19 protein-coding genes and 1 pseudogene are annotated in these 23653 nt (G+C 66.1%); 6 read left to right on the forward strand and 14 right to left on the reverse strand.

What is annotated here, in order from left to right; all coding sequences use genetic code 11:
- Window positions 1–5 precede the first annotated feature (5 nt).
- From LDJ84_RS04605 to LDJ84_RS04620, 4 genes and pseudogenes are all read right to left on the reverse strand, one after another.
- Complete coding sequence (locus LDJ84_RS04605; protein ID WP_226046552.1) at window positions 6–1256, reverse strand: FAD-dependent oxidoreductase; 1251 nt, start codon at window positions 1254–1256, stop codon at window positions 6–8.
- Window positions 1245–1406: pseudogene (locus tag LDJ84_RS04610) on the reverse strand (rubredoxin); the annotation flags it as partial. The pseudogene LDJ84_RS04610 and the gene LDJ84_RS04605, both read right to left, overlap by 12 nt.
- Before the next feature lie 12 nt (window positions 1407–1418).
- Entirely contained in the window at window positions 1419–2864 is a 1446-nt protein-coding gene (locus tag LDJ84_RS04615; RefSeq protein WP_226045962.1) for an aldehyde dehydrogenase family protein, read from the reverse strand.
- 10 nt (window positions 2865–2874) lie between these two features.
- Window positions 2875–4065, reverse strand: a complete 1191-nt coding sequence (locus LDJ84_RS04620; RefSeq protein WP_052239112.1) for an aromatic ring-hydroxylating oxygenase subunit alpha — start codon at window positions 4063–4065, stop codon at window positions 2875–2877.
- Between the two features lie 409 nt (window positions 4066–4474).
- Between LDJ84_RS04620 and LDJ84_RS04625 the strand changes: the two genes are divergently transcribed.
- A complete protein-coding gene (locus tag LDJ84_RS04625) occupies window positions 4475–6169 on the forward strand; it encodes a BCCT family transporter (protein WP_024763024.1) in 1695 nt (564 codons plus the stop codon).
- 82 nt (window positions 6170–6251) lie between these two features.
- Here LDJ84_RS04625 and LDJ84_RS04630 read toward each other — a convergent pair whose 3' ends face one another.
- The 9 genes from LDJ84_RS04630 to LDJ84_RS04670 all read right to left on the reverse strand — a co-directional run bounded on the left by LDJ84_RS04630 (window position 6252) and on the right by LDJ84_RS04670 (window position 16437).
- Window positions 6252–7160, reverse strand: a complete 909-nt coding sequence (locus tag LDJ84_RS04630; protein ID WP_024763025.1) for a LysR substrate-binding domain-containing protein — start codon at window positions 7158–7160, stop codon at window positions 6252–6254.
- A gap of 132 nt (window positions 7161–7292) precedes the next feature.
- Window positions 7293–8627, reverse strand: coding sequence for a sigma-54-dependent transcriptional regulator (locus tag LDJ84_RS04635; RefSeq protein WP_024763026.1), 1335 nt, complete (start codon window positions 8625–8627; stop codon window positions 7293–7295).
- Window positions 8624–10513: a sensor histidine kinase gene (locus LDJ84_RS04640; protein ID WP_413247454.1), complete on the reverse strand. Its 1890-nt coding sequence runs from the start codon at window positions 10511–10513 to the stop codon at window positions 8624–8626. Before LDJ84_RS04640 ends, LDJ84_RS04635 begins: the two co-directional genes overlap by 4 nt.
- A gap of 83 nt (window positions 10514–10596) precedes the next feature.
- Window positions 10597–12270, reverse strand: coding sequence for a gamma-glutamyltransferase (ggt, locus tag LDJ84_RS04645; protein WP_226045963.1), 1674 nt, complete (start codon window positions 12268–12270; stop codon window positions 10597–10599).
- A gap of 83 nt (window positions 12271–12353) precedes the next feature.
- Window positions 12354–13088 carry an amino acid ABC transporter ATP-binding protein gene (locus tag LDJ84_RS04650; protein ID WP_037013779.1) on the reverse strand — a complete coding sequence of 245 codons (735 nt, stop codon included), beginning with the start codon at window positions 13086–13088 and terminating at the stop codon, window positions 12354–12356.
- Window positions 13085–13753 (reverse strand): amino acid ABC transporter permease, encoded by a 669-nt coding sequence (locus tag LDJ84_RS04655; RefSeq protein ID WP_024763030.1) that lies wholly within the window; start codon window positions 13751–13753, stop codon window positions 13085–13087. Before LDJ84_RS04655 ends, LDJ84_RS04650 begins: the two co-directional genes overlap by 4 nt.
- Window positions 13750–14496 (reverse strand): amino acid ABC transporter permease, encoded by a 747-nt coding sequence (locus LDJ84_RS04660; protein WP_017521678.1) that lies wholly within the window; start codon window positions 14494–14496, stop codon window positions 13750–13752. Before LDJ84_RS04660 ends, LDJ84_RS04655 begins: the two co-directional genes overlap by 4 nt.
- Window positions 14497–14690: 194 nt before the next feature.
- On the reverse strand, window positions 14691–15599 hold the full coding sequence (locus tag LDJ84_RS04665) for a glutamate/aspartate ABC transporter substrate-binding protein (protein WP_024763031.1): 909 nt from the start codon (window positions 15597–15599) through the stop codon (window positions 14691–14693).
- A gap of 238 nt (window positions 15600–15837) precedes the next feature.
- Entirely contained in the window at window positions 15838–16437 is a 600-nt protein-coding gene (locus LDJ84_RS04670; RefSeq protein WP_226045964.1) for a phosphatase PAP2 family protein, read from the reverse strand.
- A 174-nt stretch (window positions 16438–16611) separates the two neighbouring features.
- On the opposite strand from LDJ84_RS04670, the gene LDJ84_RS04675 reads away from it, so the two are divergent.
- Entirely contained in the window at window positions 16612–17205 is a 594-nt protein-coding gene (locus LDJ84_RS04675; RefSeq protein WP_169888649.1) for a hypothetical protein, read from the forward strand.
- On the opposite strand, the gene ada is transcribed toward LDJ84_RS04675, so the two are convergent.
- The gene (gene ada, locus LDJ84_RS04680; protein WP_024763034.1) at window positions 17149–18237 is read right to left on the reverse strand and encodes a bifunctional DNA-binding transcriptional regulator/O6-methylguanine-DNA methyltransferase Ada; all 1089 of its coding nucleotides are present in this window, start codon (window positions 18235–18237) and stop codon (window positions 17149–17151) included. The genes LDJ84_RS04675 and ada overlap by 57 nt on opposite strands.
- Window positions 18238–18368: 131 nt before the next feature.
- On the opposite strand from ada, the gene LDJ84_RS04685 reads away from it, so the two are divergent.
- From LDJ84_RS04685 to LDJ84_RS04700, 4 genes are all read left to right on the forward strand, one after another.
- A complete protein-coding gene (locus tag LDJ84_RS04685) occupies window positions 18369–20720 on the forward strand; it encodes an ATP-binding protein (RefSeq protein WP_226045965.1) in 2352 nt (783 codons plus the stop codon).
- Window positions 20721–20818: 98 nt separating this feature from the next.
- Window positions 20819–22000, forward strand: a complete 1182-nt coding sequence (locus LDJ84_RS04690) for a two-component system response regulator (protein ID WP_024763036.1) — start codon at window positions 20819–20821, stop codon at window positions 21998–22000.
- A gap of 72 nt (window positions 22001–22072) precedes the next feature.
- Complete coding sequence (locus tag LDJ84_RS04695) at window positions 22073–22969, forward strand: PA4780 family RIO1-like protein kinase (RefSeq protein WP_054908379.1); 897 nt, start codon at window positions 22073–22075, stop codon at window positions 22967–22969.
- On the forward strand, window positions 22969–23526 hold the full coding sequence (locus LDJ84_RS04700; RefSeq protein WP_226045966.1) for a nucleotidyltransferase family protein: 558 nt from the start codon (window positions 22969–22971) through the stop codon (window positions 23524–23526). The genes LDJ84_RS04695 and LDJ84_RS04700 overlap by 1 nt, the downstream gene beginning before the upstream one ends.
- Window positions 23527–23653 lie beyond the last annotated feature (127 nt).

Raw genomic sequence — 23653 nt, forward strand, 5'->3', positions numbered from 1 at the left:
GGCTCTCACGCCACGTGCTGTTGGGTGGCCTGGCAGTTCTGCAGCCAGGCATTTCGGTTCAATTGCGCCTGGCGCCCGAGGAGGACGAAGCCGCGCAGCGCGCCCGCGCTGTCGTGGAAGGCCGCGCTCAGGCCATCGCCGGTGCTCTCGCAGTGCCAGTCGCCGGGGCAATCCGGTGCGGGCGGCAACAGGCACAGCGGCGCCGCCGGGGTCTTCACCGTCACCGGCATCAGCGGGTAGCTGACCGGTGTGGGCTGGCCCAGCAGGGTCCTGGCCAGGGCGCGGATGCCCTCGTTGATCGGCGCGAGGTAAGGCAGCAGTTGACCGTCGATTTCGATGCAGTCGCCCAGGGCGAAGATGCCCGGCTGCGAACTGCGCAGATGGGCGTCGACCTTGATTCCGCGGCCGCAGTCGAGGCCAGCGGTTTGTGCCAGTTCCAGGTTGGGGCGCAGGCCCACCGCCGACAGCACCAGGTCGGCCTCGACGCTCTGGCCATCGGCCAGGTTCAATCGATAGCCGTTGGCGGTGGTCTCGATGCGCTGCAAGGTCGTGCGCAAGTGCCACTGCACGCCCAGTTCGGCGAGTGCCTGCTGGAGGTGCCGACCCGCCGTTTCGGGCAGCAGGCGTTCCATCGGCCAGGCGCCGAGGCCGATCACCCGCACGGCATACCCGTTGCTCGCCAGGTCATTGGCGAACTCGCAGCCGATCAATCCGTCGCCGAGGATCGCGATGCGCTGCGCGCCGCGGTCCAGGCGTGCGCGGAAGGTCTGGTAGTCGCGCAGGCTGTTGACGCTCAGCAGTGCCTCGGCACAGCCCTCGATGGGCAGGCGCAGCGGCGAGGCGCCGGTGGCCAGCACCAATTGGCCGTAGTCGATGTCACCGAGGCTGGTGTGCAGGCGACGGGCCTGGGCGTCGATGCGCTCGACCCGGCAGTGCGGGTAGATGCGGATGCCCAGGCGGCGCTCCAGCGCCAGCGGGCTTTCCGTCGCCAGGGCGGCCGCGTCGCGTTGTTGCGCCAGCGCGATGGACAGCGCCGGCTTGGCGTACAGGTGCCCGGACTCCTCGGTCAGCACGCGGATGTCCAGGTGCGGATCGGCCTTGCGCAGCGCCTGGGCCAGGCCGTAACCGGCATGCCCGCTGCCGATGATGACGATGGGCTGAGCGGTCGGTTGCGTGGTCGGTGTGGCCTTCGACGGCTGCGTGCTAATGACCGCTGAAGCAGCCACGGCCTTCACCGGCTCACTGATCTCGATCATCTCGAAATCGGCCTTGCCGACCTTGCACTCGGGGCACAGCCAATCCTCGGGCACGTCCTCCCAGCGGGTGCCGGCGACGATGCCGTCGTCCGGCCAGCCCAGGGCCTCGTCGTAGATCAGGCCACAGATAACACAGAGCCATTTCTTCATCGCGGCATCTCCTCACTCGCCCTGGATGCGCACGGCCAGGTTCTTGGTCCGCACGTAGCTGTAGAGCGCTTCCTGGCCTTTCTCCCGGCCGAAACCGGAGAGCCCGACGCCGCCGAAAGGCGTTTCGATGCCGCCGGCGTACCATTCGTTGACGAACACCTGGCCGGCGCGCAGGCGCCGCGCGCAGCGCAACGCCCGGTTCAGGTCCTGGGTGAAGACCCCGGCGACCAGGCCGAAGTCGGTGCCGTTGGCGATGGCGAGGGCTTCCTCCTCGGTATCGAACGGCATGACCGCGAGCACCGGGCCGAACACCTCGGTCTGGGCGATTTCCATCTCCGGGCGCACGTCGCGCAACACCGTCGGCGCCATGTAGTGCCCGCGCCGGCCACTGAGCGCCTCGCCGCCGGTGGCGACCACCGCCCCCTGTTCCTGGGCGCGTCGGCACAGGGCCTGGATGCCCTGCAACTGACTCGCCGAGATCACCGGCGTGTGGTCGGGATTGTCCTGGCCCAGGCCGACGCTCAGGCCTTCGGCCATGGCCACCACGTCCGCGATGACCTCCTCGTACACCGAGCGCTGCACCAGCAAGCGCGACATGGCTGAGCACACCTGGCCGGCATTGAAGAAGATGCCGTTGCGCACACTGCTCAGCAGTTGCGCGCGGTCGGCATCGGCGAACACCAGCGCGGCCGATTTGCCGCCCAATTCCATGACGCTGGGAATGGCCCGCTCGGCGGCGCCACGGAGGATGCTCTGGCCCGTGGGGACCGAGCCGGTGAAGACGATCTGGTCGACGTCGCGATGCCCCGCCAGGTATGCGCCGATTTCCCGCCCACGACCGCACAGCAGGTTGACCGCGCCGTGCGGCAGACCGGCGCGTTCGATGGCTTGCAGCAGCACGCAGAGGCCCAGCGGCGACAACTCCGGCGACTTGATCACTACCGCGTTGCCGGCCGCCAGGGCCGGTGCCAGCGAGCGGGCGCAGATCGACACCGGGAAGTTCCACGGCACGATCTGCAACGACACGCCCATCGGTTCGTAGACGGTGAAGTCCATGTAGCCGTTGCCCAGCGGAATCGAGGTGCCCTCGATCTTGTCGGCCATGCCGGCGTAGTACTCGAAGTAGCGCGCCGCCTCGATGAACTCGTCGCGCGCATCGCGCAGGGCCTTGCCGTTCTCCTGGCACAGCACCCAGGCGCCGTCGTCGATCACCGCGCGAATCTGCGCGGCGATTGCCAGCAGCCAGGCGACCCGTTGCGCCGGACGCGGGCGGGTCAACTCGCCGCTGTCGACGCAGCGCCGCGCCGATTGCAGCGCGCGCTGGGCATCGGCCACGCCGGCCTGGGCGATGCTGGCCACCGGCTCGCCGGTGCCGGGGTTGTTGACGACCAGGCGCTGCTCACTGTCGCACCACTGGCCGTCGATGAAGTTCAGCCAGTGCGGGGGGATCTTCTGCATGGCGAGCCCCTCAGGCTTTCTGCGCGTAATCGAGCAACTGGCGCGCGGCCCACTGGTGGAAGTAGTGCGTGGGCAGGTCCATCTCCGGGGAGAAGGCGCCGCCGCTGTAGCCAGGGGAATGGCGACCCTGCTGCATGCCCTCGACCGAGGCGATGTCTTCGGCGAACACCACGCGCCAGGATTCCAGGACCGCGTTGCGCGCGGTTTCGTAGCTGTCGTCGAGCGCCTCGTCGCCGACATAGAACACCCGCAGGTGCTCGACGGTCTTACCGGGTGCGACCGGCTCCAGCATCATGGCGAAGGCGTGGTCGGCCTGAATGCCCAGCAGCACGTTGGGGAAGAACGCCACGTATTCGGCGGTGCGCAGACGGTCCTTCGGCCAGGACGGGAACATCGGCAGGTGGGTGCCGGCGACGTCGGACAGGTTGTAGGCATGGCTGCCCTGGCCGGCGAACTGGTCGAACAGGATGTTGTAGTGGTCTTCCAGGCGCGAGTAGCTGTTCAGGCTCGGGTGCACCCACGGCAGGTGATAGGCCTCGCAGTAGTTCTCCACCGCCAGCTTCCAGTTGCACGCCACGTTGATGTTCAGGGCGCCGCTGTTCGCTTCGCGACGCAGCAGCGACAGGCCGTCGTTGCCGAGGAATTGCGTCCAGCGCTCGGTCAGCGGGGCGAGCTGTTCTTCCAGCGCCGGGGCATCGCCGGACAGGTTGACGAACACCATGTCCATCCAGATCGCGCTGCGCAGCGCCTTCAGGCCGTGCTTCTCGCAGGCGAAGCGCTCGTCCTTGTGCTGGTTGATGCCGCCAATGTGCGGCGTGCCTTTCAGGCCGCCGTTCAGGTCGTAGGTCCAGGAGTGGTAGGGGCAGCGGATCACCCCCTGCACGTCACCGGCTTCCTGCACCAGCTTTACGCCGCGGTGGCTGCACACGTTGTGGAACACCTGCACCAGGCCTTCGCGGTTGCGCATCAGCAGCAACGGCAGGCCCATGAAGTCCACCGGTTTCACGTAGCTGTTGTTCGGCAGGTCGCTGGCAAAACCCACGCAGGCCCAGTTGCGCCCGAGCAGTTGATCGCGCTCCAGTTCGAAGTGGCGTTGTTCGGTGTAGTACTCGTTGGTCAGGCCGTGGGCTTGATGAATGGGCGCCAGTACGGTTTCCAGGTTATGGGTGGCAATCAGGCAAGGGGCGGTTGTCGTCGTCATTGTTGTTTTCTCTTGCTGGCACGGAAAGGAAGGGCTCGGTGGGTGTTCCCACGGCCTGGCGGCGAGTGTCGGCAAGAGATGACGCGGCGGACAAACGATTTTTTCGCCTCTATTTATTAGTTTTTATCATTAATTTGTTGATCGGAAGCGAAGGGATGAGCGCGAAGCAAGAGGCGTTGGCAGAGAAAGCCGGGTTTCTCGATTGATGCGTTCAGGTAATGAGTCGATGAGGATAAATGAGTTGTCCGAACGACCTGCCTCCACCATGGTGTAGTCACGTTCTCCGGCCGCGACAGGCTGGCGATCATCTTGTGGCAGGCGTGCCGTAATGGCTGCCAGGAGCGGATACCTGAGCCGCGAACCCGCCGCGAGATCCTCAACCCTTGAACAAAAATAATAGGGGATAACCATGCGTGCAGAGTCGGGCCTGCTCAAAGGCCTCAATCCGAGTGTCACCCTGACGTCCATCGCCACCGTGATCCTGTTCGTGCTGTTCTGCGCGATCCAGAACGAACAGGCGGCGAAGACGTTCGAATCAGCCTCCACCTTCATCCTCGACAACTTCAAGTGGTATTACCTGGCGCTGGTGAGCGGTGCACTGTGCCTGCTGCTCTACGTCAGCATCAGCCGCTTCGGCGCGCTGAAACTGGGGGCGGAACACGACCAGCCCGAATTCAGCTTCGCCGCCTGGATCGCCATGCTGTTCAGCGCTGGCATGGGTATCGGCCTGATCTTCTGGTCGGTGGCCGAGCCGATGCTGCATTACGCCGGCAATCCCTTCTCGGCGGGCCTGAGCGACGAAGCGGCGACCGTGGCCATGCGGATCACCCTCTATCACTGGGGTCTGCATCCCTGGGCGATCTTCAGCCTGATCGGCCTGTGCCTGGCCTATTTCGCCTACCGCAAAGGCTTGCCGCTGGCGCTGCGCTCGCTGCTCTACCCGCTGATCGGCGAGCGCATCTACGGCTGGATCGGCCATGTGGTGGACATCCTCGGCGTGGCCATCACCGCCTTCGGTGTCTCGCAATCCCTGGGCCTGGGCGTCGCACAGATCAATACCGGGCTGCATCAGGTATTCGGGCTGCCCATCAGTGTCGGCTTCCAGCTCGCCATCATCCTGGCGGTGACCATCATCGCCTGCGTGTCGCTGCTCGCCGGCCTCTCCAGGGGCATGAAGCGGCTCTCGACACTCAACATGTACCTGTCGTTCGCGCTGATGCTGATCGTGCTGGCCATCGGGCCGACCCGCTACATCCTCAACCTGATGTTCGAGTCCACCGGTGACTACCTGCAGAACCTGGTCGGCCTGAGCCTGTGGATGGATACCCAGAAGGACAGCGGCTGGCAGAATTGGTGGACCGCCTTCTACTGGCCCTGGTGGATGACCTGGGGACCGTTCGTGGGCCTGTTCATCGCGCGCATTTCCAAGGGCCGGACCATTCGTGAGCTGGTGATCGGTGCGTTGGTGGTGCCTACCATGGTGACCATCCTGTGGATGTCGGTGTTCGGCGGCGCGGCGTTGAAGAGCGAACTGACCGCGCGCCAGCAGTTCCAGCCGCCGGTCGCCAGTGCCGAGCAAGTCCGCGAGCCGGTGAAATTCGAAGGCGGCAGCGTGCTGCAAGCGACCCAGAAGGAAACCACGGCGGCCACCTTCACCCTGCTCGGTTCGCTGAAGGGGCCGACCGTCGGCGCCCTGCTTTGCGTGCTGGTCTGCCTGCTGCTGGCGGTGCACTTCGTCACCACGGCGGATGCCGGCACCCAGGTGCTGTGCACCTTGAACGCCATGGGCAGCATCACCCCGCCCAACTGGATCAGGCTGCTCTGGTGCATCCTGGAAGGGGCGGTGGCCGCGGGGCTGCTGCTGGCGGGCGGACTCAAGGCGATCCAGATGGCGAGCATCGTCGTCGGCCTGCCGATCGCACTCCTGATGACCGCGATGAGCTACACCCTGATCCGCAGCCTGCGCCAGGAGTCGCTCGACGGTGCGCCCCGGTCACCCCGGGACGACCGTGCGCCCGCCCAGGAGTATTCCCAGCAGGGTGCCTCGCCGAGTCGCGAGCCGGTACTGGGCGGGATGGCCAGGGGGCTGGTGCCCGCCGTGTGACGTCCGCTGGCATTGGCCATCGCGCCACCTGACAGCACCGAAGCCGACCGTCACAAGCGGTCGGCTTCGGTCGTTTCAGGGTTTAATCCGCCACGGACAACTGGGTCATCAACCAGTCGCGGAACAGCCGCACACTGTGCCGTGGTCCGCGTCCATCCACGGCTTCGAGCAGGCAGAACTTCGCGTCGGTCTGCAACATCGTGTCGTTAGGTCTGACCAGCGCGCCACTGGCCAGCGGGGCATCGACCAGATTGTTCCAGGCCAGCGCCACGCCCTGCCCGGCGACGGCCGACTGAATCAGCATGCTGTAGCTGTTGATGTTGATCCGATGCTTCGGGATCAAGGGCGGGTGGCCCACCCGAGCGAACCATTCGGGCCAGCCGATCCAGTCGCGTTGCGAGTCCTCCAGCCACAGCCAGGTGCAGGAAGAAAGTCCGTCGAGCGAGGCCAGCTGCGGATGCTTCGCCAGGTAGGCCGGGCTGCAGACCAGGAAGATTTCCTCGGAAAACAACGGCGTCACGTCCATACCCTTGGGCGGCGTGCTGCAGTAGTACAACGCCAGGTCGCTCTCCAGACGCGAAAAGTCCTTCACGTGGTCATGGGCGATGATGCGCAGGTCGATGTCCTCGTGCAGGCTCTGGAACTCCGCCACCCGTGGCAGCAACCAGAGCGACGCCATCGCGGTGCTGGTGGCCACCGTCACCTGCTGGTCGCCGCGCCATTGGCGAACCTCGCCGGTGGCGCGGGCGAGATGCTGCAGACAGTCGCGAACCGTCTCGTGGTACTGGACGCCGGCCGGGGTCAGGTTGATGGTGCGCGTGGTCCGCTGGAACAGCGTCTTGCCCAGGTAGTCCTCCAGCAAGCGCACCTGACGGCTGATCGCCCCCTGGGTGACGTTCAGCTCCTTGGCGGCAAGGGTGAAGCTCAGATGGCGTGCGGCCGCCTCGAAGGCGAGCAGGCTATTGAGCGGAGGAAGCGGCTGAATTTTCATGGCGGACTGCAAGCGACCGATGGACGGCTCCGAGGCCACAATACTAGTGGCCTGCGCGTCGCTTGGGTACCGGCTCGGGTGTGCGATGAAGCACAACGGGAACCGGCGTGGGATTGTGGTGCGCGCGCCGTATCACTCGCCCTTGAGGCCGTACTTCTTCACCTTGTCGAACAGCGTGGTCTTGGCCATCCCCAATGCATGCGCCGCCTGGCTGAGGTTGCCGGCGTGGCGTTCCAGGGCGGTGGACAGCAGGCTCTTCTCGAAGGCTTCCACGGCTTCGGCGAAGCGCGGCTCGCCGGCGTCCGGGCCGAGGTTGCCGCCGGCCAGCACCGGCAGGCCAAGGGCGAAGCGTTCGGCGACGTTGCGCAGTTCGCGCACGTTGCCCGGCCAGTCGTGGGCCATCAGGGTGGCGGCGGTTGCGTTGTCGATGGCCGGCGCGGGGCGGTCGAAGCGCAGCGAGGATTGCTGCAGGAAGTGCTCGAAGAGCATCAGGATGTCTTCGCGGCGTTCGCGCAACGGCGGCAGGTTCAGGGTGATGACGTTGAGGCGGTAGTAGAGGTCGCTGCGGAAAGTGCCTTCACGGCCCATGGCGGCGAGGTCGGACTTAGTCGCGGCGATCACCCGGCAATCCACGCGGATCAGTTCGTTGGAGCCCAGGCGTTCCAGCTGCTGTTCCTGCAGCACGCGCAGCAGCTTGATCTGCAGGTTCAGCGGCATACTCTCGATCTCGTCGAGGAACAGGCTGCCGCCGTCGGCGTGCTCGATCTTGCCGATCCGCCGCTTGCCGGCGCCGGTGAAGGCGTGGGCCTCGTGGCCGAAGATTTCGCTGTCGATCAGGCTTTCCGGCAGGCCGCCGCAGTTGAGCGCGACAAAGGGTTTGGGCTGGCGCCGGCTGGAGTCGTGCAGGCAGCGTGCGACCAGTTCCTTGCCGGTGCCGGTCTCGCCTTCGATGAGCACGTTGGCGGAGGTGTCGGCGACGTTGGCGATCAGCTCGCGCAGCGCCTGCATGGCCGGCGAGCGGCCGATCAGCCGGCTTTCCAGGGCCTGCTTGCCGGCGAGCTGGCGGCGCAGTTGGCTGACTTCGCGGGTCAGGGCGCGCTGGGCCAGGGCACGGCGCGCGGTGTCCACCAGCTTCTCGGGGGAGAAGGGCTTTTCCATGAAGTCGTAGGCGCCGTCGCGCATGGCCTTGACCGCCATGGCGATGTCGCCATGGCCGGTGATCAGCACCACCGGCAGGCTGGGGTCGCGTTCCTTGAGCTTCTCCAGCAATTGCAGGCCGTCCATGCCGGGCATGCGAATGTCGCTGACGACGATGCCGGGGAAGTCGGCGCCGACTTTCTTCAGCGCTTCCTCGGCGCTGCCCACGCTGTCGGTCTCGATGTCCTCCAGGGCCAGCGCCTGCTGGCAGCCGAGCCGTACGTGCGGGTCGTCCTCGACGATCAGGACGCGCAGGGATGGATCGCTCATGCGGGTGTCTCCAGGGCGGGCAGCAGCGGCAGGTGCAGCTCGAACGCGGTGCCGCCGGTTTCCGGGTAGGCCACGCCCAGGGAACCGCCGGCGGCGGTGGCGAGGCTGGCGGAAAGGGTCAGGCCCAGGCCCAGGCCGAGTTCGCCGGGCTTGGTGGTGAAGAAGGGCTCGAACAGGTGCACGCGGGCGTCCGGCGGAATGCCGGGACCGTTGTCGCGCACCACGAGGCGGTAGTGGTTGTCACCTTCGATACGCCCTTCCAGCCAGAGCTGGCGGTCGCTCTGGCCGCTCATGGCGTCGAGGGCGTTGGCGATCAGGTTGACCAGTATCTGTTCCAGGCGCGTCTGGTCGATGGCCAGGTGCGCATCGGGGTAATCGCGGTGCAGGGTTACCGGCACTTCGGAAAGCCGCCCCTGCAGCACCATCACGGCGGCGTCCACCGCCTTGCTCAAGGTCGCCTGGCCGTGGTCGTCGGCGCGCCGGGCGAAGGCGCGCAGGCTGGCGGTGATGCGGCCCATGCGGTCGACCATCTCGGCGATGGCTTCGAGGTTGCTGCTGGCGACGTCCAGCTTGCCGCGTTCGAGGAAGCGCACGCTGTTGCTCGACAGAGTGCGCAGTGCTGCCAGCGGCTGGTTGAGTTCATGGGCGATGCTGGTGGACATCTGCCCGATCACCGCCAGCTTGCCGGCCTGTACGAGGCGGTCCTGGGCCTTGCGCAAGGTGTCCTCGGCCTGGCGGCGCTCGCGGATCTGTTCGCGCAGGTGCTGGTTGCTGGCGCGCAGGTCGGCGGTACGCTCGGCGATGCGGCGCTCCAGCGCATTGTTGGCCTGCTCCAGCGCTTCGCGGGCGGCGAGGCGGGTGGCGATGACCTTGCGCCGCTCGTTCCAGGCAATCAGCAGGAAGGCGAACAGGGCGAAGCCGGCGGCGGCGAGCATGCCGTGGATCATCGCCTCGCGGCGCAGGTCGGCCAGCGGGGTGAGCAGGGTGAAGTTCCACGGCGTGTCGCTGAGCTGGCGCGTCTGCATCAGGTAGCTGAGCGGCTTGTGGCTGTCGGCGTGCTCGCCCGGCGCGAAGCTGATTTCCTCGACGCCTTCGCCCAGCGGTCGGCGCGCCAGCGGCTGCCATTCATTGAGCGCCCACCAGTAGTACTGCAGGCTGCGGGCCAGGCGTTCCTTGTCCGCATCGCTGAGCGGGCGCACGGCCTTCAGGCGCAGGGTCGGGTCGCTGGAAAGGATGATGATGCCGTTCTCGTCGCTGACGAAGGCCTGTAGTCGAGCCTTCTCCCAGCGCTCTTCCAGGGATTCCATCTTCACCTTGACCACCGCCACGCCGACGATCCTGCCGCCGTGGATCAGGCCGTGGGCGAGGTAGTAGCCGGGTTCGCCGGTGGTGCTGCCAATGCCGTAGAAGCGGCCGGGGCGGCCCTGTACGGCTTCCTGGAAATAGGCGCGGAAGGACAGGTCCTCCCCCAGGTAGCTGTCGACGTCCTGCCAGTTGCTGGTGGCCAGCACGCGGCCGGAGGTGTCCAGCAGGTAGACGGCGCGGCTGCCGGCGCGGCGGTTGAGGCCTTCCAGGTAATGATTGACGCGGTCGCGGTGCAGCGGCGTGGGGTCCACCAGCAGGCGGCTGACGCTGCCTTCGAGTTCCAGCAGGCTGGGCAGGTAGGTGTAGCGGCTGATCTCGCTTTCCACGCCACGGGCGTGCAGTTCCAGCTGGCGCTCGCCGGACTCGATCAGGCTGCGGGTGCCGGCGCCTTCGCTGATCAGGTAGCCGCCGTAGCCGAAGCCCAGGGTGAGCAGGAGCAGCAGGAAGGGCAGCAGGTAGTTGCGCACGAGGCGTGGCTTCACGGTGAGCGGCGGCGGCAATGGGCTGGAAGCGCATTGCAGCACAGTCGCCGGGGCCGAGCCAGCCCAACGCCGGGGGGCGGCGATGGACTGGCTCGGGTACCACACGGTGCGTCTGCCGGGGCTTAGGGTTTGACCACCATCCCGACGCCGCGGCCGCGCGGATCGGAGGCGGTTTCCAGTGCCTTGCCGTTCACACGGATGGCCTGGATGTCACCCATGTTCCAGCCCTGGTCTTCCAGGGTGTAGCCCATGGCCTTGAGCTCATCGGCGACCTTGCCGGTGAGCGGTGCGTACGCGTCGTAATAGATGGTGTCTTTCGGCAGCAGTTGGTGATGCACACGCTGCGCGGCCACGGCCTTCTCCAGGGGCAGGTGGAAGTCGTAGACGTTGTTCAGCACCTGGAAGATCGAGGTGAAGATCCGCGAACCGCCGGGCGTGCCCAGCACCAGGCTGACGTGGCCGTCGCGGGTGACGATGCTCGGGCTCATGGAGGAGAGCATGCGCTTGCCCGGCTCGATGGCGTTGGCGTCGCTGCCCACGACGCCGAAGGCGTTGGCCACGCCCGGCTTGGAGCTGAAGTCATCCATCTCGTCGTTGAGCAGGAAGCCGGCGCCCTTGACCACCACGCCGCTGCCGAAGTCCCAGTTGAGGGTGTAGGTGTTGCTGACGGCGTTGCCGTCCTTGTCGACGATGGAGAAGTGCGTGGTCTGGTGCGGTTCGAGGCCGGGGCGGACTTTCTCGGTGGCCGAGATGGCGTCCGGGTTCACTTCCTTCGCGCGCTTGGCGATGTACTTGGGATCGGTGAGTTGCTGCACCGGGACCTTGGAGAACGCCGGGTCGCCCAGGTAGTCGGCGCGGTCGGCGAACACGCGCTTCTCGATCTCCGAGAGCAGGTGGATGTACTTCGCGGAGTTCAGCTCCACGCCCTTGAAGTCGGCGGCGCGCTGTTCCTTGATGCCGATCAGCTGGGCCAGGGCGATGCCGCCGGAGCTGGGCAGCGGTGCGGTGTAGAGGGTGTTGCCCTGCCAGTCGATGCGCATCGGCTCGCGCCACTTGGCCTTGTAGTCGACCAGGTCGTCGGAAGTGATCAGGCCGCCATCCTGCTTCATCTGCGCGATGAGCAGCTTGGCTGTCTCGCCCTTGTAGAAATCGTCCGGGCCCTTGTCGGCGATGCGCTCCAGGGTCTTGGCCAGTTCCGGCTGCTTGAACACTTCGCCCGGTTTCATGGTGCCGAAGTAGTCGCCGAAATTGGTCTTGCCGTTGAACAGCGCGATGGCGTCCTGGCGGTACTGGTACTGCTGGTCGGCGACCTTGAAGCCGGTCTGCGCGTAGCCGATGGCCGGGGTCAGCAGCTCGCTCCACTTCAGCTTGCCGAAGCGCTGGTGCGCTTCCCACAGGCCCATCACGGTACCCGGCACGCCGGCGGCCTTGGCGCCGACCAGGCTGAGGTTCTCGATCACCTCGCCTTTCTCGTTCAGGTACATGGTCTTGGTCGCGGCCTTCGGCGCGATCTCGCGGTAGTCGAGGAAGTACGGCTTGCCGTCGACGTAGAGGGTCATGAAACCACCGCCGCCGATGTTGCCGGCTTCGGGGTAGGTGACTGCGAGGGTGAAGGCGGTGGCGACCGCGGCGTCGACGGCGTTGCCGCCCTTCTTGAGGATCTCGGCGGCGACTTTCGCGCCGTACTGATCCGGCGCTGCGACCGCGCCGCCGTCGAGGGTGACGGCGAAGACCGACGAACTCGCCGCGAGGATCGCGACGCCCAGGGGCAGCTTGCTGAAGTGGAACACGCGCATGGGACTTCCTTATTTATTCTTGTGCTTGCGGTGAGGTTGAGTGCCCAGGCGAGCCAGGGCACTCGGGTAGAACAACAGCGGGATCAGTGCGGCAGGATCTTGGCGAGGAACTGCTGGGTGCGCTCGGCGCGGTTCTGCAGGTCGCCGAAGAATTCTTCCTTCGGGCAGTCCTCGACGATCTGCCCGCGGTCCATGAAGATCACCCGGTCGGCGACCTTGCGGGCGAAGCCCATCTCGTGGGTCACGCACATCATGGTCATGCCTTCGTGGGCGAGCTGGACCATCACGTCGAGCACCTCGTTGACCATCTCCGGGTCGAGCGCCGAGGTCGGCTCGTCGAACAGCATGACGATCGGGTCCATGGCCAGCGCGCGGGCGATCGCCACGCGCTGCTGCTGGCCGCCGGAGAGCTGGCCGGGGTGCTTGTGCGCATGGGCCTTGAGGCCGACGCGGTCGAGCAGCGCCAGGCCCTTGTCCATCGCCTCTTCCTTGCTCCGTCCCAGCACCTTGCGCTGGGCGATGGTGAGGTTTTCGGTGATGGTCAGGTGCGGGAACAGCTCGAAGTGCTGGAACACCATGCCGACCCGGGAGCGCAGTTTCGGCAGGTCGGTCTTGGGGTTGGCGATGGAGGTGCCGTCGACGGTGATGTCGCCCTTCTGGAAGGGTTCCAGCGCATTGACGCACTTGATCAGGGTCGACTTGCCCGAGCCGGACGGCCCGCAGACCACCACCACTTCACCCTTGGCGACCTTGGTGTTGCAGTCGGTGAGAACCTGGAAGTCGCCGTACCACTTGCTGACGTTATCGATGGAGATCATACGGTTAACCTTTTCTGCAGGCGCTTCACGCAGAGGGACGCGGCGAAGCTGATGACGAAGTAGACGAGACCGGCGAAGATCAGGAACTCATGGGGCTGGCCGATGATGTCGCCACGCGAGCGGGCGGCGTTGAGGAAGTCCATCAGGCCCACCGAGTACACCAGCGAGGTGTCCTGGAACAGGATGATGCTCTGCTGCAGCAGCAGCGGGGTCATCTTGCGGAACGCCTGCGGGAGGATGATCAGGCGCATGGACTGGCCGTAGGTCATGCCCAGTGCGTAGGACGCGCCAATCTGGCCCTTCGGAATGGCCTGGATGCCGGCGCGGACGATCTCGCAGTAGTACGCCGCCTCGAACATCATGAAGGCCACCAGGCACGAGGTGAACGCGCCCACGGGGGTGTCCTGGCCGGTGATCCAGCGCAGGATGAACGGAACCGCGAAGTAGAACCAGGTGATCACCAGCAGCAGCGGGATCGAGCGGAAGTAGTTCACGTAGAAGCCGGCGATGTTCGACAGCAGCTTGCTGTTGGACAGCCGCATCAGCGCGAGAATGGTGCCCAGCACCACGCCGCCCAGCACACCCAGCACCATCAGCTGCAGGGTGGTGAGCATGCCTTCCCAGAGGCCGGGGAGGGCGGGGACGATCTGGCTGAAGTCCATCATTTACCTCCCACGGAGATCAGGCCCGGCACGGCGACCTTCTTCTCGACCATGCGCATGATCAGCATCAGGCTCATGTTCAGGGTGAAGTAGATCGCGGTGGCGAGGGTGAAGGCCTCGAACAGGTTGGCGCTGAATTCGGCGGTCTGCTTGGTCTGCGCCAGCAGCTCCATCAGGCCGATCAGCGAGGCCACCGAGGAGTTCTTGAAGACGTTGAGGAATTCCGAGGTCAGCGGCGGAATGATGATCCGGAAGGCCTGCGGCAGCAGCACGTGGCGGTAGATCGCCGGCAGGCGGAAGCCCACGGCACTGGCGGCGGCGAGCTGGCCCTTGGGCAGCGCCTGGATGCCGGTGCGCACCTGCTCGCAGACCCGCGCGGCGGTGAACAGGCCCAGGCACACGACGACGCTGATGAAGGCCGAGGTTTCCGGGGCGATGCCCAGCTTGAACCAGTCCTGGATCGGCTGCGGCAGGTAGTCCGGCACCAGGAAATACCAGATGAACAACTGCACCAGCAGCGGCACGTTGCGGAACAGCTCCACGTAGGCGGTGGCGATGCCCGACAACCAGCGGTTGGGCAGGGTGCGCATCACGCCCAGCAGCGAGCCGAGCGCCAGGGCGATGACCCAGGCCGCGAGCGAGACGGCGATGGTCCAGCCCAGGCCGGTGATGTACCAGTCCAGGTAGCGCTCGTCGCCAATCCCGGTGGACTTGAAGAACACGCCCCAGTCCCAGTTGTAATCCATGACGGGTTTCCCCTCGATTGCGTTTCACGGTGGCTTTGTACGGCACGGGGCCGGACGCGGGCGCAAGGCCGCCCGCCACCCGCGGGTAGCGGGTGTTCCGGCATCGTCATCAGGAAAGGTGGGCCGGGAGCGCATGGCGTGCGCTCCCGATCCCCCGCCGGGTGCCGCCTTGTGGGCAGCACCCGGCGCGACCGTTACATCTGCTCGGCAGACTTGTCGGTCGGATTGGCGATCAGCTTCTTGAGCTCATCACTCATCGGGAAGTTGAGGTTCAGGTTCTTCGGCGGAATGGGCTGCATGAACCACTTGTCGTAGATCTTGTTGACCTCACCCGAGGCGAAGGTGTCGGAGATGGCCTTGTCGACCACTTGCTTGAACGGTGCGTCGCCCTTGCGGACCATGCACGCATAGATCTCGTAAGACTGCGGCTTGCCGACCACGTGCCAGTCGTCGGGCTTCTTGGCCTTGGCCATTTCACCATAGAGCAGCGCGTCGTCCATCATGAAGGCCACGGCGCGGCCGGATTCGAGCATCAGGAAGGACTCGCCGTGGTCCTTGGCCGAGATGATGTTCATGCCCATCTTCTGATCGGCGTTCATCTGCTTGAGCAGGCGCTCCGAAGTGGTGCCGGCGGTGGTCACCACGTTCTTGCCCTTCAGATCCGGGAAGTCGTTGATGCCCGAGCTGGTCTTGGTCAGCAGGCGGGTGCCGACCTCGAAGATGCCGACGGAGAAGTCGACCTGCTTCTGGCGCTCGAGGTTGTTGGTGGTGGAGCCGCACTCGATGTCCACGGTGCCGTTCTGCACCAGCGGGATACGGGTCTGGGAGGTCACCAGGTTGTAGCGAACCTTCAGGTCGGGAGCATTCAGCTCTTTCTTCAGGGCCTCGACGACCTTGATCTGCAGGTCGTGGGAATAACCTTCCGGCTGACGCGGATCGCTGCCGAGGTAGGAGAAGGGGATGGAGGCGTCACGGTGGCCGAGGACGATGGTGCCGGAGTCCTTGATCTTCTTCAGGGTACCGGTCAGTTCTTCGGCGACGACGGGAGTGGCGAGCAGGGCCGCGACAATGGCGACGCCCAACGCACGGGGTGCGAAACGCATGGAGACTACCTCGACTGGTTGTGTTTGTTATTCAGTCCTGCGCCGGCGAGGCTCACTCCAGGCCGGTCGCATGTTCGAGGAGGAGCAGAGCAGGCTCCGTGCCAAGGCTGTATTTTTTATTTAACTATTTGAATTTAAACAGTTATTTTTCGAATGGCGGTGATCGAAAAGTCCCCCGTCATTCGGATATCCGGATTTTTCCGGAATCCTCGTTCGGAAAACCGAACGACAAACAGGGTCAGACGTCCGGCTGACCGCCCCATTGCCCGCGCTGGAACGGCTGATCGCGATCGGCCAGGTGCGCGGCGATGCGCTCGAGCAATTGGTGCGTCGGAGCGCGTACGCCAGTGACGGTCTGCCCGAGAGCCAGCGCGAGTATCAGCAGCAGGGCGGCCGGATGGAAGGCCGGCAACTGCGCACGGGTGGCGGCGAGGAAGGCCGCGCTGGTGCCCAGGCCCAACGCCAGGCCGGCGTAGACCTCGGAGGGCGAGTGAACATTGATCGCCAGCCGCGAGAGACCGACCAGCACGGCGATCACTGCCGCCAGCGCGGCGGCGGCCAGGCCGGCACGGCGCGTGGTGAAGAGCTGCGCGGCCAGCGTCGGCAGCACGGCACCAGCCAGCATGCTGTGCCCGGAGAAGCCGGTGAAGTTCAGGTTCGGAATTCCGATTCCCCAGCCCATGAACGCCAGCTTCGAACCCACCACCAGCGCGGTCGAGAATCCGAACAGCAGCAGCCAAAGCCCGGCCTTTGCGGTCTGGCGGCGATACAGCAGCCAGCAGAAGACGAGCACGGCGGCCGGCGCCAGCAGGGAGCTGTCGCCGAGGCGGGTAATCATTGGCCAGAAGGACATGGGCATGGGAAGGCGGGGCTGAGGCGGGCAACGTTAGCACAGCCCGGTGCCGTCCCCGAGAGCCGTGCGACGGGATGCGAGCCTGTGCGCATGCGCCAGCTTGGCCCCGGCGCCAGCCCTGGCCCACAATGGCGCCTTCAGTTCAAAGGAATGTTCGCCATGGAAATGGAAAATCCCTACCGCGCCCCCGAAGCCCCATTGGTCGAGACGCATGCTGGCGCCGAACAGGCCAGCCGGTTCTTCGTCATCTCCATTACCAAGATGGTCGTGCTGTATGTGGCGACGCTGGGACTGTTCAACCTCTACTGGATGTACAAGCACTGGTCGATCCAGAAGCCGCACATGCCGCGCAAGATCAACCCGCCGCTGCGCAGCCTGTTCATGATCTTCTATATCCATTCCCTCGCCCGACGCGTGCACGAAGCGCTGCCGGAGGAACAGCGCAGGGCCTGGCGTTATGGCAGCGACGCCACCTGGGCGGTGGTGCTGCTGATCCTCTCCAATGTCGCCGACAAGCTCACCAGCCGGATTCCCGAACTCAGCCACTACAGCCTGCCGTTCCTCATCCTCGGTCTGGTGCCACTCATTCCGCTGACGAACATCCAGCGCCGCGCCAACGAGGCCAGCGGCGATCCGCTGGGCCAGGGCAACGCCTCGCTGACCCGCTACAACGTGCCCTTCCTGATCCTCGGCGGCCTACTCTGGGTGCTGATCCTGATCGGCTCGGTGGCGGAGTTCGCCGGCGTCGCCTGAGCCGCCCTCGCGTCGCAGCAGTTCGCGCTTGCGCGGCAAGCCCCAGCGATAGCCGCCTTCGCCGGTGCCGCCGACCACGCGATGACACGGCACCAGCAGGCCGACGTTGTTGCTGGCGCAGGCGCGGGCGATGGCGCGCGGATGCGTGCCCAGCTCCTCGGCCAGCTCGCCGTAACGCCGCGTCTCGCCGCTGGGAATGCGCGTGAGGGCGCGCCAGACGCGCAGCTGGAAGGCGCTGCCGTGCAGGTCCAGCGGCAGGTGGGCGGCCTGTTCGGGCTCTTCCAGCTGGATGATCACCTCGCGCAGCCAGTCGCCCAGCCCCGTGTCGTCGCGGGTTCGCTCGGCGGCGGCGAAGCGATCGGCCAACTGGCGTTCCAGCTCGCTGGCGTTGTCGGCGAAGAGCAGGGCGCAGACGCCCTTGTCGGTGGCCGCCAGCAGCACCAGCCCGAGCGGGCAGGGCGCGATGGCATAGCGCAGTCGTTCACCCGCGCCTTTCTGCCGGCGTTGTGCCGGGCTCAGTGGCGTGGCGCTTTCGTACAGGGCACGGGTGCCGGAGTAGCCGGCCTCCAGCGCGGCGTCGAGCACCGAGCGCGATTGCGGCAGGGCGGCAGCCAGGCGCTGCTCGCGGCGGGATTCCGCCCAGGCTCGGGGCGTGAGGCCGGTGCGGGCCTTGAAGGCGCGGGCCAGGTGCGAGGCGGAGAGACCGATACGGCTGGCCAGTTCGTCCAGGGTCGGGGGCTTATCGGCCTTGTCGAGCAGCTCGCAGGCCGCAGCAACCAGCGCATCGAGTTGCTCGCGCGGGCTCGGGCCGCGCGGCGAGCAGCGCTTGCAGGGGCGGAAACCGGCAGCTTCGGCCGCCTCGGCGGCGCTATAGAAGGCCACGTTCTCCCGTGATGGCCGGCGTGCCGGGCAGTTCGGCCGGCAGTAGACGCCGGTGGAGCGCACGCTGAAGACGAAACGTCCCTCGTAACGCGCATCGCGCTCGCAGACCGCCTGCCAGCAGCGCTCGGGGTCAAGTCGGGTGGTCGTCATGGCTGTCTCCGGGGCAATGGCCGTTGGGGCGATTCTCCGTCGGGCCTGGCGGAGCAGCAATCCGCATCGCGTTTTCAAACTCGTTGTCGCCGGCCGGGCTACGCTTGCAGGGTATTCCCAGAGAGACCTCCATGCCCTTGCGCCGATTCTGCCTGTGCTGCCTTCTGCTGCTCGTTGCGCTGTGCGCCCAGGCCCGAGCAGCAAGCCTGGCGCTGTCCGATGAGGAGCGTGCCTTCGTCACGGCCCATGAGCCGATCCGTGTCGGCCTGTTCCGCGCCGGCTGGCCGCCGTTCGAGGTGATCGACGAGTTCGACCAGTTCCATGGCATCAGCGCCGACTACCTGCAGCTGATCTCCGAGCGCCTGGGCATGACGGTCCAGCCGGTGCTGTACAACACCTGGGAAGAGGTGCTGGCCGCGGTGAAGGCAGGCGAGGTGGACCTGCTGCCGTCCATGGCGGCCACCGACGAGCGCCAGCGCTTCCTGAGCTTTACCCAGCCCTACGTCACCACCAGCAGCCTGATCTTCGCCCGGCGCGACAGCACCATCCGCACGCTGGACGACCTGTCCGGCCGCCGGGTCGCGGTGGAGCAGGGCTATGCCGTCCATGAGCTGCTGGCCAAGGCGGTGCCGGGGATCGACTTCGTGCTGGCGGAGGATTCGCCCAGCGCGCTCAAGGCCGTCTCCATCGGGCGTGCCGATGCCTATGTGGGCAACCTCATCACCTCGACCTTCCTGATCGAGCAGCTCGGCCTGTCCAACATGGAAGTGCGCGGCGATAGCGGGCTGGGCAATAGCCAGGTGCGCTTCGCCACGCGCAAGGAGCTGGAGCCGCTGGTGCCGCTGCTGGACCGCGCACTGAACAACATCACCCGCAATGAGCAGGAGGCGATCCAGACGCGCTGGTTGCCGTCGCTGGACGTCTTCGACTGGATGCACCTGCTGCAGATCGCCTGGCCCTGGGTTGTGGGCGTGCTGGCCCTGCTGACCTTTGTGCTGGTGTGGAACCGCCGGCTGTCGATCCAGGTGGCCGAGCGCGCGCGCGCCGAAGCAGAGGAGCGGCGCCAGCGCAGCACTCTGCTGGCGCTGATCAACTCGATCCCCGACCCGATCTGGTTCAAGGACACCCAGGGCCGTTACCTGGGGGTCAACCAGGCCTTCGCCGACTGCCTGGGGCGCGCGCCGGAGGACATCGTCGGGCGCAGCGACCAGCAGATGTTCAGCCGCGCGGCCGGCGCCGGCCGGCAGGAGCGCGACCGCCAGGCGCTCAACGAGAGCGAGCCCTATGCCAGCGAAGGCTGGGTGGTCTATCCGGATGGCCGGCGGGTGCTCTTCGATACCCTGCGCAGTGCCTTCCACGACGACCACGGGCGGCTGCTCGGCCTGGTCGGCGTCAGCCGCGACGTCACCGCGCGCAAGGCCACCGAACTGGCGCTGGCCGAGGCCCGCGACCTGGCGGAAGAGGCGGCGCAGCTCAAGAGTGACTTCCTGGCCAACATGAGCCATGAGATACGCACGCCGCTGAACATCATCATCGGCCTGGCGCACCTGCTCCAGGAGACCACCCTGGACCCGCAACAGGTGGACTACCTGGGCAAGATCCAGGGCTCGGGCCAGTACCTGCTGGAGCTGATCAGCGACATCCTCGACCTGTCGCGCGTGGAAGCGGGCAAGCTGGAGTTCGAGCACATCCCCTTCGACCTGGAGCGTCTGCTCGGCGAGCTGTTCGACCTGTTCAACATCCGCGCCGCGAGCAAGGGCCTGGCGGTGCGCTGCGAGATCGACCCGCGGGTGCCCGCCCAGGTGGTGGGGGATTCGTTGCGCCTGCGGCAGATCCTGATGAACTACGGCAACAACGCACTGAAATTCACCGAGCAGGGCGAGGTGGTGCTGATCGTCCGCCTGGAGGACGAGGACGAAGACAGCCTGCAGCTCTACTTCGCCTTCCGCGATACCGGCATCGGCATCTCCGAGCCGCAGCAGGAGCGCCTGTTCGAATCCTTCCAGCAGGCGGACAGCTCGATCACCCGCCGTTACGGCGGCTCCGGCCTGGGCCTGGCGATCTGCAGGAAACTGGCAGAGGCGATGGGCGGCAGCGTCGGCGTGGAGAGCGAGCCGAACCGTGGCAGCCTGTTCTGGTGCCGGCTGCCCATGGGGCGGGTCGACGACTCGGCCAGCCTGAGTCTGCAGAACATCAGCCACGAACCGCTGCCGGTGCCCATGCTGCCGGCCGCGGCGGCGGCGCCTGCGCTGCTGGAGAGCGGCAACGACGCCGAGGTCGAACAGGTCTGCCGGCGCCTGGCGCACCTGCTGGCCGCCGACGACCCGCGCGCAGGGAGGTTGCTCGGCGAACGTGCAAGCCTGCTGCGCAGCGTCTTCAATGAGGGCTATGAGGGCATCGCCACGAGCGTGCGGCGCTTCGAGTTCGAGCGGGCCCTGGAGAGTCTGGTGAATCTCGCGAGGGAGCGCGATATCCGTATATGAAGTGGCAGATAGAGAAATGCGGGACAGGAACACGCGGACAGGGCGGTGGTCCGATCCCCCATGGCATGTCACGAATCTGACCGATGCGAGGAGTTGCGATGGATAGCATGCTGGACCGGCCGGAGCAGGAGATGATCCTGGTGGTGGATGATCAGCCGGACAATCTGATGCTCATGAGCGAACTGCTGATGGACCGCTACCAGGTGCGCGTCGCCGCCAGCGGGCCGAAGGCGCTGCGCCTGATGCAGAGCGATCCGCGCCCGGACCTGGTGTTGCTCGACATCATGATGCCGGAGATGGACGGCTACGAAGTCTGCCGCCAGCTCAAGGCCGACCCGCTGACCCGCGACATCCCGGTGATCTTCCTTACCGGCATGGTCAGCCCCGCCGACGAGCAGAAGGGCCTGGACCTGGGGGCGGTGGACTACCTGACCAAGCCGATCAGCCCGCCGGTGACCCTGGCGCGCATCCGCGCGCACCTGAATCTGAAAGCCAATTCCGATTTCCTGCGCGACAAGAGCGAGTACCTGGAACTCGAGGTGCGTCGCCGCGCCCGCGAACTGCAGGCCATCCAGGACGCCACCCTGGAAGCCATGGCGACCCTCTGCGACCTGCGCGACAACCCCCACAGCAACCACCTGGTGCGCATCGAGCACTACATGCGCCTGCTGGGCAGCGCGCTGTCGCTGCACAGCGAGTTCGCCGCCGAGCTGTCAGTGGAGAACATCGAGTTGCTGGTGCGCTCGGCGCAGCTGCACGACATCGGCAAGGTCGCCGTGCCCGACCGAATCCTGCACAGCCCCGGCCAGTTGGAAGAGGCCGACCGGTTGATTCTCGAAAGCCACACCACCGTTGGTCGAGATGCCCTGGCGGCGGCCGAGCGCAAGCTGGGCTCCCCGGCGGATTTCCTGCGTTTCGCCAAGGAAATCGCCTACAGCCACCACGAGCACTGGGATGGCAGCGGCTTCCCGGCGGGCCTGGCTGGCGAGCAGATTCCCCTGGGCGCGCGGATGCTCTCGCTGATCGATTGCTATGACGAATTCACTTGCCGCCATGCCTATCGCACCTCGCTGACCCCGGACGAAGCCGCCGAGCGCATCAAGGCCGGCGCCGGCAGCCAGTTCGACCCGCGCGTGGTGGAGGCTTTCGGGGAAGTCGCCGAAGGCTTTGCCAACATTGCCCAGCGTTACGCCGACAGTGATGAAGCGCTGGGGCTGGAACTGCAGCGCCTGGAAGATGCCGTGACCGAAAGTATCGAGTTGACGCCGCCTGAGCCCTGATCGTACTGGGCGGTTGTCGATGATTGCCGTATAAGGAGCGCAGCGCCCCAGAGAGGTACGCCAGGAAGCCCGATGAAGACCCCGAAACGCCTAGAGCCGTTGATCGAAGACGGCCTGATCGACGAAGTATTGCGGCCGCTGATGAGCGGCAAGGAAGCAGCGGTCTATGTAGTGCGCTGCGGTGAAGAGCTGCGCTGCGCCAAGGTCTACAAGGAAGCGAACAAGCGCAGCTTCCGCCAGGCCGCCGAGTACCAGGAAGGCCGCAAGGTGCGCAACAGCCGCCAGGCGCGCGCCATGGCCAAGGGCACCAAGTATGGTCGCAAGGAGCAGGAAGACGCCTGGCAGAACGCCGAGGTGGCTGCGCTGTTCCGCCTGGCCAACGCCGGAGTGCGGGTGCCCAAGCCCTACGACTTCCTTGACGGCGTACTGCTGATGGAGATGGTTGCCGACGAAGACGGTGACGCCGCGCCGCGTCTGAACGACGTGGTGATGGAGCCGGAGCTGGCCCGCGACTTCCACGAATTCCTCATCCGCCAGATCGTCATGATGCTCTGCGCGGGCCTGGTGCACGGCGACCTGTCGGAGTTCAACGTACTGGTCGGCCCGGATGGCCCGGTGATCATCGACCTGCCGCAGGCCGTCGATGCCGCCGGCAACAACCACGCCTTCCGTATGCTGGAGCGCGACGTGGGCAACATGGCTGCCTACTTCGGCCGCTTCGCCCCGGAGCTCAGGTACACGCACTACGCCAAGGAAATGTGGGCGCTCTACGAGGACGGCAAGTTGCTGCCGGATACCGAGTTGACCGGGCATTTCGACGACCCGGAAGACGAGGCGGATGTGGACTCCGTGCTGCGGGAGATCGCCGACGCCATGCGCGAGCAGGAACGTCGCGAAGCTGGCCGCGCTGCCCAGGATTCCCCGCAGAAGAACGACGAGCCACCGCCCCCGCCTTGGGAGCAGGCCTGATGCCACCGCCCGGCGAGAGGGAGCTTCTCGCGCTGATCGCCGGGCAACCTGAACGCATGCACCTGCTGCGCGTCGTGCGGGATCACGGCCCCGCGGGCGCCTGGATTGCGGCGGGCTTCGTGCGCAACGCGGTGTGGGACGCCTTGCATGGCTATGGCGAACCCACGCCGTTGAGCGATATCGATGTGCTGTATTTCTCTGCCGACTGCCTGGAGCCCGAAGCGGATTACGCCTGGGAGCGTCGTCTGCTGGGCGTCTGCACGGATGTACCCTGGTCCGTGCGTAACCAGGCGCGGATGCATCTGCGCAACGGCGACTCGCCCTACCGAGATTGCGCCGACGCCATGATCCATTGGCCGGAAGTCTGCACCGTTGTGGCCGTTCGGCTGAGCGACGAGTCCCTGCAGCTACTGGCGCCGCTGGGCATCGATGACATCTGGGAACTGCGCGTCAGGCCCACCGAGCACTTCCGCGGCAAGCCGGACATCTACCGCGCACGCCTCGCCGCCAAGAACTGGCCGGCGCGCTGGCCGAAACTACGTATCGAGCCCTTGTAGGAGCGGGCTTGCTCGCGAGCTCTGGCGTTCCGGTGCGCGTGGCGGGATGAAAGATCCCACGAAGATCATCTCGGAAAACTGTAAGGCCGCAACTGTATCCATACATTTCAGGCGTGGGCTGGTAGTT

Origin of the sequence: Pseudomonas sp. HS-18, from assembly GCF_020401845.1 — a bacterium.
Classification (GTDB): Bacteria; Pseudomonadota; Gammaproteobacteria; order Pseudomonadales; family Pseudomonadaceae; genus Pseudomonas; species Pseudomonas nitroreducens.

What these genes read in the sequence shown, in the direction of transcription:
- LDJ84_RS04605 (WP_226046552.1), bottom strand. Translation starts at nt 1,256, where the DNA reads ATGATCGAGATCAGTGAGCCGGTGAAGGCCGTGGCTGCTTCAGCGGTC.
- LDJ84_RS04615 (WP_226045962.1), bottom strand. Translation starts at nt 2,864, where the DNA reads ATGCAGAAGATCCCCCCGCACTGGCTGAACTTCATCGACGGCCAGTGG.
- LDJ84_RS04620 (WP_052239112.1), bottom strand. Translation starts at nt 4,065, where the DNA reads ATGACGACGACAACCGCCCCTTGCCTGATTGCCACCCATAACCTGGAA.
- LDJ84_RS04625 (WP_024763024.1), top strand. Translation starts at nt 4,475, where the DNA reads ATGCGTGCAGAGTCGGGCCTGCTCAAAGGCCTCAATCCGAGTGTCACC.
- LDJ84_RS04630 (WP_024763025.1), bottom strand. Translation starts at nt 7,160, where the DNA reads ATGAAAATTCAGCCGCTTCCTCCGCTCAATAGCCTGCTCGCCTTCGAG.
- LDJ84_RS04635 (WP_024763026.1), bottom strand. Translation starts at nt 8,627, where the DNA reads ATGAGCGATCCATCCCTGCGCGTCCTGATCGTCGAGGACGACCCGCAC.
- ggt (WP_226045963.1), bottom strand. Translation starts at nt 12,270, where the DNA reads ATGCGCGTGTTCCACTTCAGCAAGCTGCCCCTGGGCGTCGCGATCCTC.
- LDJ84_RS04650 (WP_037013779.1), bottom strand. Translation starts at nt 13,088, where the DNA reads ATGATCTCCATCGATAACGTCAGCAAGTGGTACGGCGACTTCCAGGTT.
- LDJ84_RS04655 (WP_024763030.1), bottom strand. Translation starts at nt 13,753, where the DNA reads ATGATGGACTTCAGCCAGATCGTCCCCGCCCTCCCCGGCCTCTGGGAA.
- LDJ84_RS04660 (WP_017521678.1), bottom strand. Translation starts at nt 14,496, where the DNA reads ATGGATTACAACTGGGACTGGGGCGTGTTCTTCAAGTCCACCGGGATT.
- LDJ84_RS04665 (WP_024763031.1), bottom strand. Translation starts at nt 15,599, where the DNA reads ATGCGTTTCGCACCCCGTGCGTTGGGCGTCGCCATTGTCGCGGCCCTG.
- LDJ84_RS04670 (WP_226045964.1), bottom strand. Translation starts at nt 16,437, where the DNA reads ATGATTACCCGCCTCGGCGACAGCTCCCTGCTGGCGCCGGCCGCCGTG.
- LDJ84_RS04675 (WP_169888649.1), top strand. Translation starts at nt 16,612, where the DNA reads ATGGAAATGGAAAATCCCTACCGCGCCCCCGAAGCCCCATTGGTCGAG.
- ada (WP_024763034.1), bottom strand. Translation starts at nt 18,237, where the DNA reads ATGACGACCACCCGACTTGACCCCGAGCGCTGCTGGCAGGCGGTCTGC.
- LDJ84_RS04685 (WP_226045965.1), top strand. Translation starts at nt 18,369, where the DNA reads ATGCCCTTGCGCCGATTCTGCCTGTGCTGCCTTCTGCTGCTCGTTGCG.
- LDJ84_RS04690 (WP_024763036.1), top strand. Translation starts at nt 20,819, where the DNA reads ATGGATAGCATGCTGGACCGGCCGGAGCAGGAGATGATCCTGGTGGTG.
- LDJ84_RS04695 (WP_054908379.1), top strand. Translation starts at nt 22,073, where the DNA reads ATGAAGACCCCGAAACGCCTAGAGCCGTTGATCGAAGACGGCCTGATC.
- LDJ84_RS04700 (WP_226045966.1), top strand. Translation starts at nt 22,969, where the DNA reads ATGCCACCGCCCGGCGAGAGGGAGCTTCTCGCGCTGATCGCCGGGCAA.